The sequence below is a fragment of the Virgibacillus sp. genome (genome assembly GCF_013393565.1).
In the GTDB taxonomy this organism is placed as follows: Bacteria; Bacillota; Bacilli; order Bacillales; family Amphibacillaceae; genus Virgibacillus; species Virgibacillus dokdonensis.
In genome coordinates, this window is record NZ_JABXHF010000004.1 from 1 (window position 1) to 16,689 (window position 16,689).

The window sequence follows — 16,689 nt, forward strand, 5'->3', positions numbered from 1 at the left end:
ACCTCTCATGCCTGTTGTCTTTTTTTCATTGTGTACAAATAACATATATCAGAAAATTCTGTTACATATGTCTCAAATGGAAAATTAACGCTTGACTTGAAGCATTACTTTTTATGCAACGCTAGTGATAATTTCCTTGACAATAAAAAACAGTAGCGTTTTGATTCTACTGTTTTTTATTGATTTAAGGTGTAGCAACTCGTCTATAATTGTGAACTTCAGCGACTTTACATATTTCTACAGTCTCAGCGGGTCCATGCGCTCTCACCGAAGCTTTACCTGCCCATTGGAAAGCTTAAAGTCGCCACATATTAACGATGATCTGCGTAAATTGCCATGGCATCACGCATAAAAATGGCTAATCCTTCCCCAAATTGATCAATATTTCTCTGAAAACGTTCGTCTTCTACATACATTTTTCCTAAGCCTTTAAAAGCGTCGTAAGAATAGGTTCCTATATGATTTAACAGTTGATACCATTCTCCAATTCGCTGTTGTGCAATGTCTGAAGCAGGATCTTCATTACGAATCTCTGCCAGCCTGCGATACAAATCGTTCATGATTTGTTGCAAGTTTTCTTCGTCCTTTAATTGTTTAATCTTGGCATTTGCTTTGTCAACAGCTTCATTCCCCCAACGCTCACGCGCTTCATGCTCGTAAGGGTTGTTACTAAAATCAAAGCCTGCAAAGCGTTCCTTGTTGCTCATGTTCATTTCCCCTTTCGTATGTTGAATCGTTTTTTGAATCGTTTCTAGCATCGTATCAATTTGGCTTCGTTTAGCAAGCAATCGTTCGCGATGCTTTTCTAACGCTTCAACTTGATCAAAGGTAGGATTATCTAAAATGGCTTTTATTTTTTTCAAAGGAAAGCCAACTTCTTTATAAAATAAAATTTGCTGTAGCCGTTCCAATTCATCATCTGTATAAATGCGATAACCTGCTTCGGTTGTATGTTCCGGCTTTAGCAAACCAATGGCATCATAATGATGAAGCGTACGGATGCTAACACCAACTAAACCAGCAACTTCCTTTACTTGCAACCTATATCCCTCCCTAATTTTTTTTAATAGTAAAAGCTGTCATTTTCCTTGTATTATAATCCCTAAACCCTATAGAAAAAGCATAAACGATAACGTTACGTTAGAGTCAATACCTTCTAGCAACGCTTTTCTAAATTATTTCTCATTACTCTGTTTCTCAGGATTTCCTTGTTGCTTTACGTCACTAAACTGTTCACTTGGAACTGCTCGATAAACCAAAAATGCTAAGATAACCGCAATGATCGAAATAGCAAATGCAATAAAATAAACAAACTCTACTCCTATAATCATTGCCTCATTTATTGTTTCGGAATCATTTGGAGCTGCCGATTGACTTAGATAAAGGCTTTGCCTAGCATTTAACATACTAATAAAAACAGAAACACCGACAGCCCCCGCTACGGGCTGAAGTGTTGCCATCACAGACGTCCCATGTGGATACAACCGTTTCGGTAACTGGTTTAATCCATTTGTTTCTGCTGGCATCATAATGGCAGAAACAGTGAGCATTAAAATAATATAAGCAACAATAATCATCCATGCTTCTGTATTTTCGTTTAATTTACTTAACAAGAACATCGTACTACTTAAAATAATCGTCGCAGGAATCATCATGACACGTGGGCCAAATTTATCAAATAAATGTCCCATCACAGGAGACATGACGCCATTAATGAGACTACCAGGCAATAATAGCATTCCTGCCTTAGCTGCAGTAAACGCTAAAGCTCCCTGCATAAAAATAGGTAAGATTATTTCTGAAGAAAACATCATCATAATAATAATTAAAAACATCAGCATCCCGTGCGTAAACATCGGATATTTAAATACTCGAAGATCCAAAACAGGTTCCTTTAACTTAAATTGTCTAAAAGAAAAGATGGTAATTCCCAACACACCTATAACGATGAAACTGTACACACTTGGGTTAAGGAATCCTTTTTCTCCACCTGCACTAAATCCATATATAAGTGTTCCAAAGCCTATCGTAGAAAAAACGAGCGAAAGAATATCCACTTTTGGTTTTGTAGTTTCTGAAACATTTACCAAATATTTATAAGCAAATGCTATAGAAAACAAGGTAAACGGTATAACCGTAATAAATAGAAAACGCCATCCTAAATATTCCACAATCACGCCGGATAAGGTAGGGCCAATTGCAGGTGCGAACATAATGACAAGACCTACCGTCCCCATCACTTTCCCTCTTCGATGTGGGGGAAAAATGAGCAGAAACACATTAAAAATAATTGGCATCAATAAACCAGTACCCACAGCTTGAATTAATCTACCTGTAAGTAATATGGGAAATGACGGTGCGAAAGCGGCAATAGTTGTACCCGCTGTAAATACAATCATTGTCCCTAAAAATAATTGCCTTGTTGTAAACCATTGTAGTAAAACAGCAGAAGCAGGTATAACAATGCCCATCACAAGAAGAAATCCTGTCGCCATCCATTGCACCGTTGTCAAAGACACTTGGAACTCTTTCATTAATGTCGTAAGGGCAATATTAAGTAATGTTTCATTAAGAATAGCAAAGAATGCACCAATAATTAATGACAGCATAATTGGCATTACTTTAAAATTCGGATCATCCGCTAAATATTCGTACTCTGTGTTTGTTGAACGCATTATAAAATTCCTTCCTCGTTGTAAATTATTCTTTTTTATACTATAGGAAAGTATAAAGTTTTAAGGCTTAGAGTATAAGAAAAACTTGGTTAATTGCGAAGGGCTTATGGTGAAAGCTATCATTAAACTCCAAAATTTATACTTTCTAATGTACATGAGTAAATCTAACAATCAGTGGAGTTTTCTTTCATTCCTCCACTGATTGTCACATGAACAAATCCATTTTATTTGCTTACAAAGTAAGATAATCCTATCACCACTTATTTTTATTAGCAAGCATAAGTTTTTCATGTAAATTTTTTTTAAAACAGCGAGCTATTTAGGACAAGTGCGCCCATTTGTCGGAAATGAATAACAGGTAAGGCAGTTGACCCATATAGTAAACTAGACGACTCATTTATAGGAGGAAAATGTATGTACCCATATGACTATCATTATGATCCGAGCTTGAATCAGGAACGCGTTTTTCCTTTTTCCACGTTAGGAAATATGTTTTTTGGGCCAGGGCAGTCAAGCGGCACTTTTGGCCCTCCAGGGTTTCCGCCCGGTCCTCCACCTGGATTTCCTACAGGGCCAAGCGGTGGAGGTGGAATGCCAGGTTTTCCAGGTGCACCGACCAGCGGATTTCCACCTTTTCCGGGAAACCAAGGTGGTGGACCTTCAGGGCCCGGAAATCAACCACCAAGCTCTCCACCCCCAGCCTTCACACCGCAAAAATCACAAGTACAAACTTTCGCGGTTGACCCAGGAGGCATTCGTAATTGTTTATTTCGCTACACGTATATTTGGTTAAGAAGAGACGCTTTCTGGTTCTACCCTACATTCGTCGGACGAAATTCTATTGCCGGATACCGCTGGACCGGTTTCAATTGGGTTTACTTTGGCATCGACCTTAATCGAATCCAATCATTCCAATGCTTTTAGATTCATCATCTTACACCGTTTAGCAAAACTCGAATTCTCATCCATTCTTTATAGCGATATAATACCGTTTGGCTGCACGATAAACCCTATCTAACATTTTTACTTTCCCATAGTAGAGAAAACAAAAAACAGGAGCCGATTTAGATTTAACCTCTAATCGTCTCCTGTTTAGTTATTTATCATATAAAGTGCTGTGAGACTTCCAAATAGAAATATAAGTTGAATAGGCCTAATGTTATCTACTTCATTTGTTATTGAAGATTACTATCTACTCTTATATTGACTGCACAATTAAAACTGGTAAAATGTTAAAAATACTATTCTCTAAGGAGGGTTTAGATGAAAATTCATTTTTACGATAACAAATTCAAAAATGTGATTAATAATTATGAATTAACCGAAGAACAACTTCGCTATACTAAACACCCAAAAGATTGTATACAATTATTAAACGAGGATTTCAATCGTTATTCAATAGTAGCAATGGATGGAAATAAACTTGTAACTTTTTTTGTCTTACATAAAAATGACGGGGTAAAACCATATTCAAATAATAATAAATCCATCTTATTAAGATCATTTCAACTGATTTCCGTTTCCAAGGCAGAGGCTATGCTAAAAATGCATTAATGATTTTACCTAAGTTTGTTAAAGAGAATTTCACACAAACGAATGCGATTGTCTTAGCTGTTAATAGTACCAATAAGGTAGCACTGAGATTATACAAAAACTGCGGATTTATTGATGAAGGTGTTCGAAAAATGGGTCCAAAAGGGGAGCTCATGATAATGCATTACTATCTATAATCCAAAAGCAAATCAGCGTATACAATGAAGAACAATACCTTCATTCCAGAGGCTCGGGCGTCATTTAGCAACGTAACGACTAGAACGAATTAACGAAAGATAAAGGAATAATCCCATTAAAAAAGAGGTATGCCGACGCCATGCGGCAAGCCCGTTTTTAGTCGTTTCTCTTAGACACGAACCGATAATGGCCTAGCTTAAGGCGATTCGTGATTTCGCCTAGTTGCTGGGCAATGGAGCTGGACGTGGCTATTCAGTATTTTTCTTCTCACTAAGCATCAAATTTTATGCTTTCTTATCTTATTAGAAAAACTTGGCTTGTCGCCAAGTCTTATGGTGAAAGCTATAGTTTTTCTTAAACTATAACCCCCTACTCCTTCTATAGACTTTCCTATAATACTAAACAACCCGTGGGGGGGCTTTCATCCTCCACGGGTTGAAAATTCTCTTTATCTTTTAATCATCAACGACAATATAAGTGGCTTGAACGGGACCGTGTACACCAACAATTAAATTCATTTCAATATCTGCACTATTACTTGGTCCAGATACGAAGCTAACACAAGATGGCGTAACCTCCCCTTTTTCCACAGATGTGTGTAGTTGTTGAGCAGCTTGGGTCATTCTAGGTACAATCGTCCTTTTAGGAATGATTGCAATAAAGCTTTTTGGTAATAAACTAATCGAACGGCCGTTATCTTTATGATTAAATAAGGTCACTGTCGCTGATTCAGCTAAAGTGATATCACTAAATGAGATACCAATATCAGCTCGTTCAGCAATCTGCTGATTTTCTTCACCGAGCTGCGCATCCCAAATATGCACTTCCATTTCTTCACCAAGTTGTTCATACAATGGCTCTAATCCATAAGCGGTATTTCGCTCATCATGAGCTGTAATAATCGTTTTACCTTCATACCGCTCGATCGCCTGTAATAAAGCTTTCGGCAACTGAGCGGCACTTACTTCCACAACATCTGTATGGATTGCTTTACATTGCTTTTTTAATACAGCAACAAGTTCTTCTTTGGAGTAGCCTGCAAACACACGATCTTGCGGGCGGACACTCCATGTTGGTCGCTCTACTCCTGACATACGACGCGGCCGACCTAAATGGGCAGCTACATTACTTAAAAATGCATCTTGGTTATGAATGGTCATGACGAATTTCCTCCTTCTGCCGTTCTTTCCACCAAGCACGGAAGGATTGTTTCGCTGGTGCCGGAAAATCTCTTACATCTGTCCATCCTTTTAATGGACCTGGGCCATTTTTAATCGTCTCTTCTTTTGTCCACGGCTTTAAAGCTGTTCTTGCCAATTTCGTACTTAATTTATAAGCAGCAGGAGTCGAAGCCCATTGAGCAAATCCCTTCATCATCATCTTTTCTGTTACGGGTGATTTTTTCTCCTTTTCTACGATAATTTGTCGATGGCGAATCAACTGTTCATGTAATGGAATTTTCACCGGGCAAGCCTCTGTACAAGCAGCGCACAGGGATGACGCATAGGGTAATTCTTTATGATCCTCATACCCATCCAATAATGGGGTTAACACAGCACCAATCGGTCCAGGATATATAGAGTTATAAGCATGACCTCCGACATGTCGATAGACAGGACATACATTAATACATGCTGCACAGCGAATACAATGTAAAGCAGATTGAAATTCTGTGCCTAATATTTTTGAACGACCATTATCGACAATGACTAAATGATAATCATCGGGGCCATCAATTTCCCCTTCTAGCCTAGCGCCAGTATAAGAAGTCACATAGCTGGTTAATTTTTGTCCAACTGCTGCTCTCGTCAATAAACTTACTAACACTTCCATATCTTCCCATGTAGGGACAATGCGTTCCATTCCCATGACGGTTATTTGCGTATCAGGCAAAGCAGTAACCATACGTGCATTTCCTTCATTCGTAACTAGCGTAATCGCACCAGATTCGGCTACGGCAAAATTACACCCGGTAATACCCACATCGGCAGAAAGGAAATCTTTTCGTAGTTGTCCCCGTGCAAAAGCTGCTAGTTCTTCGGGAGAATCAGATCCCTTATACCCTCTTTTTTCCGCAAACGTCTTCTGGATTTGCGCTTTATTCTTGTGCAAAGCTGGCGTAACAATATGGGAAGGAGGATCTTCGTCAAGTTGTAAAATCCATTCCCCTAAATCGGATTCCACAACTTCTGCTCCCATTTTTTCTAATTGCTGATTTAAACCGATTTCTTCTGTTACCATCGATTTGGATTTAACAATCTTTTTAGCGTTTTTTTCGGTAATCACTTTTTCAATATAGGCATTTGCTTCCTCTGCTGTAGAAGCAAAGTAGACACTTCCACCACGTTTAGCTACTTGCTCACTTAACTGCTGTAAATAGTAATCGAGATTTTCTAATGTATGTGTACGAATTTCCGATCCTAGCTGTCGCCAATCTTCCCAATCACCAAGTTCTTCCGCTTGCGTGATACGTCCGTTTCTAAATCGACCTTGAGCAGAAGATACAGCATCTCTCATGAAATCATTCTCTATTCCTGTTTCAATACGCTCTTGATATGACCTATCTCCGAGTTTAATACTCATGCAATCCCCCCGCCTTGTTCGTGTGAATTCAAAATTTCCGTAATGTGAACAACTTTTACATTCTTTCCTTCTCGTCTCATCCTACCACCAATGTTCATTAAACAGCCCATATCAGCGCCAACTAGATATTCTGCTTTCGTCTCGGAAACATGCTGTGATTTTTCTTTTACCATTTCCTGTGATATTTCTGGATTTTTCACCGCAAATGTTCCGCCAAACCCGCAGCAATCTTCCTTTACAGGTAATTCGATAAACTCCATTCCCTTCACATGCCGTAAAAGAGTCTGTGGTGCATCCTTCACACCAAGAATACGTGTCATATGACACGATGGATGGTAAGTAACCCGACCTTTAAATGTCGCTCCAAGATCTGTCACACCTAAAACATCCACTAAAAACTGTGTGATTTCATAGCTTTTATTGGCCAAGTCGATAGCAGCTTCTTCCCACTCTGGATCATCTTTGAAAATAGCAGGATACTCTTTTAACATACCGACACATGAGCCTGACGGACCGACGACATACTCAGAATCTTGAAAAGCTCGCATCATTTGTTTCATCGATTGCTTCGCTTCTTTTACATACCCGCTATTATATGCTGGCTGACCACAGCAAGTTTGCGCTGCGGGAAAATCCACCTCACAGCCGACACGCTCAAGAATTTCCACTGTATTTTTACCGACATCGGAAAAAATGATGTCACTGACACATGTAATAAATAATGAAACCTTCATTACGTTCACCCCTTTTTTCTATCTGAAGCGGGCAGAAAAGATACTTACAGGTGTTTAAACACGATTGCTTCTACCTTTTCTAAATGATCGTACATTGCTTCTTCCGCTTGATCTGCCCGTCTATCTTTTATTGCCGCAAAAATTCGTTGATGCTCTTGGAACAAAATATCTGCACGATCTTCGGTATATAATAATATTTGTCTTGTTTCTCGTATTGTTTCTGACATGAGTTCGGCAACACTACCCATTAAATGATTTAATAGATTAATATGCGTCGCTTTAGCAATGGCGAGATGAAATTCGGTATCCGCCTGCTCAGCTAAAGCTTCATTTCCTTTCGCATGCTCCATAACGACTAATGCTCGTTCCATTTCTAGTAAATCTGCTTCCTCATAATTTTCAGCAGCTAATCTAGCAGCGCCTGCTTCCAATATTTTTCGGACTTTGTAAAGTTCTTGTACATCCTGACGTTTCATTAAAAACGCCGTACTAACCGGAAGCGTGAATCTTTTAGCATCAAATGTCTTCACATATGTACCTTCCCCTTGGCGCATTTCTATTAACCCCATTGAACGGAGTCCACTAAGTGCTTCACGAATGGCAGATCGTCCTACTTCAAAATTCACTGCTAATTTCTCCACAGAATCCAACTTGTCCCCAGGTTGTAACTCTCCAGATTTAATCATATCTATAATTGAATCAGCTACTTGTTCATAAATTTTTTTTGGTTGGATACGCTTGTATTTCATCGTTCCCACTTCCCTTCGTTTGAACCCATTTTACTTGATGCCCTACTATTTGCAAAGTTTACCAAGGAAGGGGCATGCACATTGTATAAACTAGCAATCGCTTTACAAATAAGAATATAAATGCATATTTTAGAAAAACTTTGCTTAATTCCTATGGGGAAATCGTTTTTCTTATACAATAAACCTTTAAATTTAGTACTTGCCTATCGTATAATCTCAACCAATTGCATTTGTATCGTACTATTAATGATAGTATGCTTTAACATCACACATAGAAGATAACATAACTAGCTAGTCCAATAACCAAGCCATATAAAATGGCTGGTAACAATGTTTTCCTTATAATATCGCCTTCTTTCCCGGATAAGCCTACGACTGCACTGGCTGCTACGACATTATGCACACAAATCATATTACCAGCTCCTGCACCCACGATTTGCGCTGCTAACACAGCATTTACGTCCACACCTATCTGATTTGCAACACTATGTTGAATTGGTGCAAAAGTTAACGTTGACACGGTAGCACTTCCCGTAATAAACGATCCGAGTTCACCAACAAAGGGAGCTACTAAAAACCAAATAGATCCTAAAGAACTCGCTAAAGACGCTGCTATATACTGCGGCATGCTTACTAAATCATGAGCATTCATACCTGAATTGGTAAACACATGCACCATAGCCAATGTAGCTATTAAAGATATCGCTGTCGTTTTCATAGTAGAAAAAGACTGAGTTGCCGCAGTAGCAAAAACGGAAAAACGTTTTCTATGTAGAAAAACCGATACCAATGCTGCTATTGCTAGAACAGTTCCAGGGGAATACAAAAACTCCCAGTTGGAAGTGATGCCTTCCACCCCAATAATATTCGTCCAAGAAAAATCGATGGCACTTTTTGTAAACTCGGCAAGTGGTGTAATAATTCGCGTCATTAACAATAGAACAACGACAATGACATACGGTGACCACGCAGCAAACAATCCCATACTTGATGGCTTCGTTTCTAACTGAAAATCTTCCTGTAATGCGTCTTGCCAAGATTTTTTTGGTAGTAGCCACCCCTGTTTTGCAGTAAAAGTTGCAACAATTAAAGCCGTTAAGGAAGCTAAAATCGCAATAAATTCTTGCCCAAATACAACGGCAGATAACAAAGCAGATAACGTGTAAACGATACCAATTAGTAACGTCCACGGTAACATTGGTAATGCATCTCTCAGCCCTTTTCCTTTTCCAAAAAACACTGTCATAATCACAATTAACGTAAATGGAATAAATGTTCCTGCAAATAAATCCAGTGTCGTAATAGCAATACCTATTTCTTGAAAAAACGTAGGACTGGCTTCTGGAAGTGTGCTTAAACCAACAGCAACTGGAGTTCCGACTGCACCAAAAGCAACTGCTGTACTATCGGCAACTAAAGCAAGTGTTGCAGCCGCTAAAGGACGAAAACCAAGTGCGATCATTAATGGACCAGTTACCATTGCTGGTGTCCCAAAACCAGCAGCCCCCTCTATTAACGATCCGAATAACCTTAAACGCAGAAAACGTGTATTTTATCGTAGTATCGTTTTGCATATTCTGTAAATAATGTGAACTTCAGCGAATAAATGATCAACTTCAAACAGCTTTCCTGTGAACTTCAGCGACTTTTCTACAAATTCTAGCACATATCCTGTGAACTTCCACTTAATCGCTCATTAAAGCAGCTAATAAAGCTTTTTGAGCATGTAATCGATTTTCTGCTTGCTGAAAAACAACGGATTGTAAACCATCCATCACTTCAGCAGTCACTTCTTCCCCGCGATGGGCTGGTAAACAATGCATAAAGTTGACCTCATTTTTTGCTAGTTGCATTAATTCTCTATTTACCTGGAAATCAGCAAACGCTACTTCTCTCTTAGCTTGCTCTGCTTCTTGCCCCATACTCGCCCAAACATCTGTATAGATAATATCCGCTTGCTGTACAGCTTCTCGAGCGTCATCCGTAATAAGGAGGCTCGCATCAGACTGATAAGCTCGTTTGCTAGCTTCGGTTACAATCTCCTCAACTGGTTGATAGTCTTTCGGAGATGCTATCGCAACATCCATTCCTAACATGCTCCCGCCAAGCATTAACGAATGTGCCATATTATTGCCGTCGCCTATATAGGCTATTTTTACGCCTTGAAGCCGACCTTTTATTTCTTTTATCGTTAACAAATCAGCTAAGACCTGACAAGGATGATATACATCTGTTAGCCCATTAATTACGGGGATATTAGCTTTGTTTGCTAATTCTTCTACATCTGTTTGCGAAAAAGTGCGAATCATAATTCCGTCTAAATATCCTGACAATACTTGCGCTGTGTCTGCAATCGTTTCTCCACGCCCAATTTGTAAATCATTGGAACTTAAAAAAATACCGTTCCCACCTAATTGATACATTCCAACTTCGAAAGACACTCTCGTTCTCGTTGAAGATTTTTCAAAAATCATCCCTAACGTCTTACCTTGTAGCAAAGGGGCTTGCTTACCATTTTTATAGTTTGTTTTCAATCTTTGCGCAAAATCAATTAATTCTTCTATTTCTTCACGGGTATAATCAGCCAAGGTTAAAAAGTCTCTCCCTTTTAAACCTTTTAACGTTTCTTTCACTCCAATTACCATCCTATCGCCGCCTTTTTTAATTGTTTATGAATTATTATGCACTATTAATAATAAATATACAATAGGAACATGCTACATTGTTTGTAATTTCTAATAAAAAATCTTTTTATGGTGAAAGAAAATGGTAATCAAAACTCTTTGTAGTAAGTATATCTTGATGGGAAAGAAAGCTCCATACACGCAAGAGGTGAACGGAGCTTTCCACTATAAAAAGATATAAAATTTCAGGAAATACGACAGCTTTTGCTTACAAAAGATGAATAGCAAGCAATTGTCTTATACCAAGCTTCACACTTATTTTTTCTGTATTTCTACGATACACACTTTCAAGTAATTACTTTGGATAAACTGTTTATTCGTTTGAAAGTCAGCTGGCAGTTGATACTGTTCCAGAATGTTAAAATTCACGTGCATTTTATTACACGCTTGCTTAATGAATCCTTTAAAATTCTTCATACCAAAACTAGCATTATTGGTGGATGCAACAATGACACCATGATTACTTGTAATCGAAATGGCATCTTGAAGCAAGGTAGGGTAATCCTTTGCTGTACGGAATGTTCGTTTTTTAGATCGTGCAAAACTAGGAGGATCAAGGATGACTAAATCATATTGTAATTGCTTTCTGCGCGCATACTTAAAATAATCAAATACGTCCATGACCACAATTTCATGTTGCTCAAAATCAACCCCATTTACACTAAACTGTTCTACAGTCTTTGACTTACTCCGTTTTGCGAGGTCCACGCTTGTCGTTTTCTCAGCTCCACCTAAAGCAGCAGCGATGGAAAACGCACCCGTATAAGAAAACGTATTTAAAACACGCTTCCCTTCAGCATATGTATCACGTATTGCCTTACGAACATCGCGTTGATCTAGGAAAATACCTGTCATAGCACCATCATTTAAATAAACGGCATAATGCATGCCATTTTCTTTCACAATAATCGGAAATTCTCCGCGCTCTCCTTTTACAAAATCATCGTCTTCCACGTACTCACCATGTTTGCGAAATCGCTTTTTCTCATAAATGGCATCATAATTGCCTAATGTATCTAAAACGTCGATTACAAGCTGTTTATATGCATAGATCCCTTCACTATACCAGTTGATTAAGTAATAACCCGCATAATAATCAATTGTTAAACCACCTATACCGTCTCCTTCGCCATTAAATATGCGAAACGCATTTGTATCCGGAGATTGAAAAAAGCCTTGGCGTTTGTTCATCGCCGCTAACATCTTAGACTGAAATAACGCTGCAAGATCCAATGGATCCTGACGGTGCGTCAATACCCAGCCTACCCCTTTATTTTGGACACCGATATATCCATTAGCGATAAAACGATTTTTCATATCTAATAACCGAACCATGGAGCCCTCTTCTGGCAATTCCTGCTCCTTTACAGCTTCTTTATGGATAAGCGGATACCCTTCTCGCATTTGTTTGCTATAATCATCGTTTATGTGTAATGTTACTTCTTTAGCCATTTTTTCATTCCTAACCTACGTTTTTCTTTATTATGGCATGCCAATAAAGAAATGAAAAGCTCTTTTACCCGATTGTATGTGTCGAGTTTTTTAGAAAAACTTGGCTTGTGGCGAGAGCCTTTATAATGTACTTGCTTTCACAATCAATTATTCCATGTAATCAATGATTTCTTTATTATGTAAAACTTTTATGAACACCCTAATAATTATGTGACAATTGTTTCTACTTATTTCATCAAATTCATGGATGAAGCAGTAGCCTGTTCCGACTCCATAAATAAATTAACCGCTTTCATTGTTGTTTCTCCGTGTTCTAATAACAATGATTGGTATTTCGAAATAAGCCCCTCTAGCAAGTCATTCATTGCTTCTAATTTTCTTGCCATCCCCAGTGTATTGTTGACTAATTGCGTACTTATCATATTCGCATGCAATTGATTGCTCGTTGTTTCTACATTTGAAATCGCTTTTTGAATTGGAGCATGGGCTACCTTAATTTCGTCACTCATTAATTCAATAACTCCCTTCGTTGTTTCCCATATAAATCATCTAAAATATCACTTTGGGTTGACAAATCCATACGGATATCAATGATGGATTGTTTCGTTTCTTTAATTTTATCATTTAATTGCTCCAACGTTTGGGTTAATTGATAATCATATAAATTAATATAACTTCTAAACAGCGTATGTTCTTTCCACTGCTCATACTGATCTGCTAAATGACCTGCCCATGTATTTCCAGTTAACTCAGGCTTTGTACACCATGTCTTATACTGTTTGAGTTCTTCCTGGTTCTCCTGTAAATTTGCTTGTGCTAATACAAGTCGTTCTAAGTCCCTTCTTTTTTCATCTAATTGAAGATGAAGCATATATAGTGAATTTTGTGTTCGGGTAATTTGTCCATTAATCCAATGCAATGATTCCATTTCCTCACCTCGGACTTCTGTCTTCCAGCTATATGTTGTCTTTCATCCACTTACTTCTATTATATAGTATTGAAAACTTTGTTTTAAGAGGAACTTTTGCCTATATTTGTTTACAAAAATATTCTCCCCGAGTAGGTAGGAAGTAGCAAAACAACGGACAAATGCAATGTTTTAAAGACAATGCTCTTGCAATGTTAACTTCTTTCATGTTTGCTGTAAATTTTAATATAATATAATATAATATAAACAACGGCTATCGCAAAAGCCTTTATGACGATAAAACGCCGTCTTTTTTCTTATACTACAAAACTTTATACTTTTCTAAAAATACAAGCAAAAAGCCCCCATATCTTAAAACACTGTAATGTGATACTACTCCAATTACAGCATTTCCTTGGAGACTTATTTAATATCGGATTGTTATCATTGATTCATATATGTGATGTTCCCATCCGCCTTTATTTCTATATCCTCACTAGCACGAATCAACAAGATTCTTTCACCATTACGAAACGCCCCATCTGACAAGTTTCTTTCTTCGCTAAACTGTTTAAATGGCAGCTCAGATTGTATGGTATAAACGTTTTTTTCTATGCTTTGAGGCTCCCATATCGTCAGTTGCGAGTCTTTAAATGTAACGATTGGAAATACATCTTCTTCTATAAATTGCATCACATTGATACCATTAATAAAGTGTGGAGACTGAAAATAACGGATGTCAATTTTATTTTGCAAATCCCCTGTTCTTTCCACATACACATCCATGGAACCATCAGGCGATACTATATGTAATGGTTGATTAGAGGATACAGAAAACTCCCATTGTTTTTGTTGATAGGAGGAATCTACATCTTGCCAATGACGGTCACCTGCAAAATAATTGTACAAAACGATATCCGAATTCTTCGCTTGCCTTTTTACAACTTCATTATATGGAACAAAAAATGAGATCCCGGCAGCAATCAATAGTAGGATGACATATCCAAGAAAAATAAACTTTACATATTGATGGTAATGACGAAAACGATGTTTAGAGAGTTTGAGAACACCAAAAACAATTGCAACAAACAGAAGCAAAATGAACAGAGGCAAATACGCTAAAACGCTCATTACTTCAATTCCTCCTTCCTATTAGATAGAACAATGGCTAAACCAAATAAGACAGAAATTGTAACTAGCATTTTTATTATAAATAACAGGAAAGAGGTTTCTTGAAGATAAAAATCATACATTGTTGCATATAAGTCTATATAGCCGATTCCAAAGCTCAAACCAACGAGCAAAATTGGAATGACAATTGCTATAAAACGATTCCATTGTAGAATAATTCCATATACATATCCGATAGCACTAGCTAATAATATGTAAAAAATCATCGTTAGAACGCCAACAATCAGCTCAGAACTTTCTAACGTACTTAATTGTATAATCGGTTCATCACGCAATATATAATGAATAACGACATTGACATATTTGGTTAATAATGCCGTTATCCCACCCACAATACTTACCGTAGTCAACAAAGCAATATTTGCCAAATGATTGCTAAGACGATTCGTTACAAACATAAAATTTTCTATCCAATATCCCTTTGTCGTAAGCAATATAGCGCTGATCCCTCCCCATATAACGGTGAAAAAGAAGGCGACATCTGCAGAATATTGATGCATGTTTAAAGTAAAAACATCCGTAGTTTCCCCCGTATAAAGTGTACCTTCTATAGAAATTAGTATTGCAATAAGCTGCAATACCATTAAAGACATATACATACCAACATAGCTTTTTTGTTTATATTGGTACTGCTTCCAAACAATAGATGACAGCGAAATATTATTGAAAGACATCATCAATCGCTCCTTTTCCTGCACGCGTTAGGTAAACACAAAAATCACTTGCGGATACAGGAGTTACTTGAATACCGAGCTGTTTTGCTTTTTCCATATCCACTTGATTCGCTTTTATCACCGTATACGTTGTATCCATACCAATACTTTCTCGATAAAAGACCGTTTTGGCTTGTGTATATGTATAAACCATCTCCGTTCTCCCCGTTAGACCTACAGCTTCATGTTTTACATCATCCATAGGGAGATAGAGTTGCTTTTTCCCTCTATCCAGTAGCAATACAGATTCTAATAACTCTTCTACTTCTTCTAAATGATGACTAGATAGTAAAATCGTACGCGGTACTTGCAAATAATCTTTTAGTAAAGCTCGGTAAAAATCATTTCGCACTGCCTGATCCATCCCTGTAGTTGGCTCATCAAATATTGTGATCGGGCAGCGGGAAGACAGTCCAATAATTGCATTAAATGTATTTCTTTTACCTGTTGAAAGCTGTGTATATAAGTCATTGTCCCGAAACCCGAAGTATTCAACTAACCGTCTAGCCAAATCATCATCCCATCGCGGATAAAAACGACCTGCTTCTGTTAGTAACGCGGATAAAGATAGGGAGTTCGGCAATACCATTTCATTGCTAATGTAAATCGTATTTGCTGATACATATAAACTATTAAATGGATTTTCTCCTAACACATGGACATTTCCAGATGATGCCCTCCATAATCCAGCTAAAATTTTAAGCAAGGTCGTTTTTCCTGCCCCATTTCGACCGACAACGCCTACGATCGTATTTTCAGCAATTGAAAAAGACACTTCTTTTAACGTAGTCAATTGTTTCTGCTTTTTTGTCAACCCTTCACAGACAATCGCTTCCATTATTTTCTCCCCTTCCGCTTCGCTATGGTTTCTTGAAGTAGCTGCATAAGCTCCTGTTCATCCACCTTTAACTGTTCTGCTTCGATCACTACATCTTCCAATAATTGTTTTAATGTTTGGTTTTTCCGTCTATCCATAATAATTTCTTTTGCTTCTGGGGTTACAAATTTCCCTAGGCCTCGTTTACTGTATAAAATATCCTCTTCTGCCAAGAGCGTTAATCCTTTTGCCGCCGTTGCAGGATTAATGGTAAACATATCAGCAAGCGTATATTGCGAATACACTTTATCATGTGGCAGAAAGTTTCCATTTAATATTTCCGCTTCTATCCACTCGGCAATTTGAATATAAATCGGTTTCATTCCACTCGTATCTAACAGCAAATTTGCAACCCCCTTTCCGTCATGCGCATGAGTGCATTAGTCTTGTAAT

17 protein-coding genes and 1 pseudogene are annotated in these 16,689 nt (G+C 37.9%); 3 read left to right on the top strand and 15 right to left on the bottom strand.

From position 1 onward, the window contains the following. Positions 1-311 precede the first annotated feature (311 nt). Both HLX49_RS01540 and HLX49_RS01545 read right to left on the bottom strand, forming a co-directional pair. Entirely contained in the window at positions 312-1,040 is a 729-nt protein-coding gene (locus HLX49_RS01540) for a MerR family transcriptional regulator (RefSeq protein WP_296360625.1), read from the bottom strand. 135 nt (positions 1,041-1,175) lie between these two features. Beyond that, positions 1,176-2,675, bottom strand: coding sequence for an MDR family MFS transporter (locus HLX49_RS01545; RefSeq protein ID WP_296360627.1), 1,500 nt, complete (start codon positions 2,673-2,675; stop codon positions 1,176-1,178). A 414-nt stretch (positions 2,676-3,089) separates the two neighbouring features. Between HLX49_RS01545 and HLX49_RS01550 the strand changes: the two genes are divergently transcribed. The 3 genes from HLX49_RS01550 to HLX49_RS01560 all read left to right on the top strand — a co-directional run bounded on the left by HLX49_RS01550 (position 3,090) and on the right by HLX49_RS01560 (position 4,405). Further along, the gene (locus tag HLX49_RS01550) at positions 3,090-3,599 is read left to right on the top strand and encodes a hypothetical protein (protein ID WP_483372440.1); all 510 of its coding nucleotides are present in this window, start codon (positions 3,090-3,092) and stop codon (positions 3,597-3,599) included. A gap of 339 nt (positions 3,600-3,938) precedes the next feature. Beyond that, entirely contained in the window at positions 3,939-4,229 is a 291-nt protein-coding gene (locus HLX49_RS01555) for a hypothetical protein (protein WP_237342789.1), read from the top strand. Next, positions 4,229-4,405, top strand: coding sequence for an N-acetyltransferase (locus HLX49_RS01560; protein WP_296360629.1), 177 nt, complete (start codon positions 4,229-4,231; stop codon positions 4,403-4,405). The genes HLX49_RS01555 and HLX49_RS01560 overlap by 1 nt, the downstream gene beginning before the upstream one ends. 456 nt (positions 4,406-4,861) lie before the next feature. On the opposite strand, the gene HLX49_RS01565 is transcribed toward HLX49_RS01560, so the two are convergent. The 13 genes and pseudogenes from HLX49_RS01565 to HLX49_RS01625 form a co-directional block, all read right to left on the bottom strand. Beyond that, positions 4,862-5,566: a LutC/YkgG family protein gene (locus HLX49_RS01565; protein ID WP_296360631.1), complete on the bottom strand. Its 705-nt coding sequence runs from the start codon at positions 5,564-5,566 to the stop codon at positions 4,862-4,864. Next, entirely contained in the window at positions 5,553-6,989 is a 1,437-nt protein-coding gene (locus tag HLX49_RS01570; RefSeq protein ID WP_296360633.1) for a LutB/LldF family L-lactate oxidation iron-sulfur protein, read from the bottom strand. Before HLX49_RS01570 ends, HLX49_RS01565 begins: the two co-directional genes overlap by 14 nt. Further along, complete coding sequence (locus HLX49_RS01575) at positions 6,986-7,723, bottom strand: (Fe-S)-binding protein (RefSeq protein WP_101932737.1); 738 nt, start codon at positions 7,721-7,723, stop codon at positions 6,986-6,988. Before HLX49_RS01575 ends, HLX49_RS01570 begins: the two co-directional genes overlap by 4 nt. A gap of 44 nt (positions 7,724-7,767) precedes the next feature. Continuing rightward, a complete protein-coding gene (locus HLX49_RS01580; RefSeq protein WP_101932738.1) occupies positions 7,768-8,472 on the bottom strand; it encodes a FadR/GntR family transcriptional regulator in 705 nt (234 codons plus the stop codon). Between the two features lie 265 nt (positions 8,473-8,737). Then, positions 8,738-10,000 (bottom strand): annotated as a pseudogene (locus tag HLX49_RS01585) (L-lactate permease); the annotation flags it as partial. A 157-nt stretch (positions 10,001-10,157) separates the two neighbouring features. Then, the gene (gene argF, locus HLX49_RS01590; protein ID WP_101932744.1) at positions 10,158-11,117 is read right to left on the bottom strand and encodes an ornithine carbamoyltransferase; all 960 of its coding nucleotides are present in this window, start codon (positions 11,115-11,117) and stop codon (positions 10,158-10,160) included. 294 nt (positions 11,118-11,411) lie between these two features. Next, the gene (locus HLX49_RS01595) at positions 11,412-12,608 is read right to left on the bottom strand and encodes a class I SAM-dependent rRNA methyltransferase (protein WP_101932745.1); all 1,197 of its coding nucleotides are present in this window, start codon (positions 12,606-12,608) and stop codon (positions 11,412-11,414) included. 227 nt (positions 12,609-12,835) lie between these two features. Further along, positions 12,836-13,117 (bottom strand): DUF5344 family protein, encoded by a 282-nt coding sequence (locus HLX49_RS01600; protein WP_101932746.1) that lies wholly within the window; start codon positions 13,115-13,117, stop codon positions 12,836-12,838. After that, positions 13,117-13,536: a YwqH-like family protein gene (locus HLX49_RS01605; RefSeq protein ID WP_077706263.1), complete on the bottom strand. Its 420-nt coding sequence runs from the start codon at positions 13,534-13,536 to the stop codon at positions 13,117-13,119. The genes HLX49_RS01600 and HLX49_RS01605 overlap by 1 nt, the downstream gene beginning before the upstream one ends. Before the next feature lie 423 nt (positions 13,537-13,959). Further along, the gene (locus tag HLX49_RS01610) at positions 13,960-14,646 is read right to left on the bottom strand and encodes a hypothetical protein (protein WP_101932747.1); all 687 of its coding nucleotides are present in this window, start codon (positions 14,644-14,646) and stop codon (positions 13,960-13,962) included. Then, positions 14,646-15,383, bottom strand: coding sequence for a hypothetical protein (locus tag HLX49_RS01615; RefSeq protein WP_296360641.1), 738 nt, complete (start codon positions 15,381-15,383; stop codon positions 14,646-14,648). Before HLX49_RS01615 ends, HLX49_RS01610 begins: the two co-directional genes overlap by 1 nt. Next, a complete protein-coding gene (locus tag HLX49_RS01620; protein ID WP_077706266.1) occupies positions 15,367-16,257 on the bottom strand; it encodes an ATP-binding cassette domain-containing protein in 891 nt (296 codons plus the stop codon). Before HLX49_RS01620 ends, HLX49_RS01615 begins: the two co-directional genes overlap by 17 nt. After that, positions 16,257-16,640: a GntR family transcriptional regulator gene (locus tag HLX49_RS01625; protein WP_077706267.1), complete on the bottom strand. Its 384-nt coding sequence runs from the start codon at positions 16,638-16,640 to the stop codon at positions 16,257-16,259. The genes HLX49_RS01620 and HLX49_RS01625 overlap by 1 nt, the downstream gene beginning before the upstream one ends. Between the last annotated feature and the right edge of the window lie 49 nt (positions 16,641-16,689).

Coding starts and splice junctions, on each gene's coding strand:
- HLX49_RS01545 (WP_296360627.1), bottom strand. CDS start 2,675: ATGCGTTCAACAAACACAGAGTACGAATATTTAGCGGATGATCCGAAT.
- HLX49_RS01550 (WP_483372440.1), top strand. CDS start 3,090: ATGTACCCATATGACTATCATTATGATCCGAGCTTGAATCAGGAACGC.
- HLX49_RS01555 (WP_237342789.1), top strand. CDS start 3,939: ATGAAAATTCATTTTTACGATAACAAATTCAAAAATGTGATTAATAAT.
- HLX49_RS01560 (WP_296360629.1), top strand. CDS start 4,229: ATGATTTTACCTAAGTTTGTTAAAGAGAATTTCACACAAACGAATGCG.
- HLX49_RS01565 (WP_296360631.1), bottom strand. CDS start 5,566: ATGACCATTCATAACCAAGATGCATTTTTAAGTAATGTAGCTGCCCAT.
- HLX49_RS01570 (WP_296360633.1), bottom strand. CDS start 6,989: ATGAGTATTAAACTCGGAGATAGGTCATATCAAGAGCGTATTGAAACA.
- HLX49_RS01575 (WP_101932737.1), bottom strand. CDS start 7,723: ATGAAGGTTTCATTATTTATTACATGTGTCAGTGACATCATTTTTTCC.
- HLX49_RS01580 (WP_101932738.1), bottom strand. CDS start 8,472: ATGAAATACAAGCGTATCCAACCAAAAAAAATTTATGAACAAGTAGCT.
- argF (WP_101932744.1), bottom strand. CDS start 11,117: ATGGTAATTGGAGTGAAAGAAACGTTAAAAGGTTTAAAAGGGAGAGAC.
- HLX49_RS01595 (WP_101932745.1), bottom strand. CDS start 12,608: ATGGCTAAAGAAGTAACATTACACATAAACGATGATTATAGCAAACAA.
- HLX49_RS01600 (WP_101932746.1), bottom strand. CDS start 13,117: ATGAGTGACGAAATTAAGGTAGCCCATGCTCCAATTCAAAAAGCGATT.
- HLX49_RS01605 (WP_077706263.1), bottom strand. CDS start 13,536: ATGGAATCATTGCATTGGATTAATGGACAAATTACCCGAACACAAAAT.
- HLX49_RS01610 (WP_101932747.1), bottom strand. CDS start 14,646: ATGAGCGTTTTAGCGTATTTGCCTCTGTTCATTTTGCTTCTGTTTGTT.
- HLX49_RS01615 (WP_296360641.1), bottom strand. CDS start 15,383: ATGATGTCTTTCAATAATATTTCGCTGTCATCTATTGTTTGGAAGCAG.
- HLX49_RS01620 (WP_077706266.1), bottom strand. CDS start 16,257: ATGGAAGCGATTGTCTGTGAAGGGTTGACAAAAAAGCAGAAACAATTG.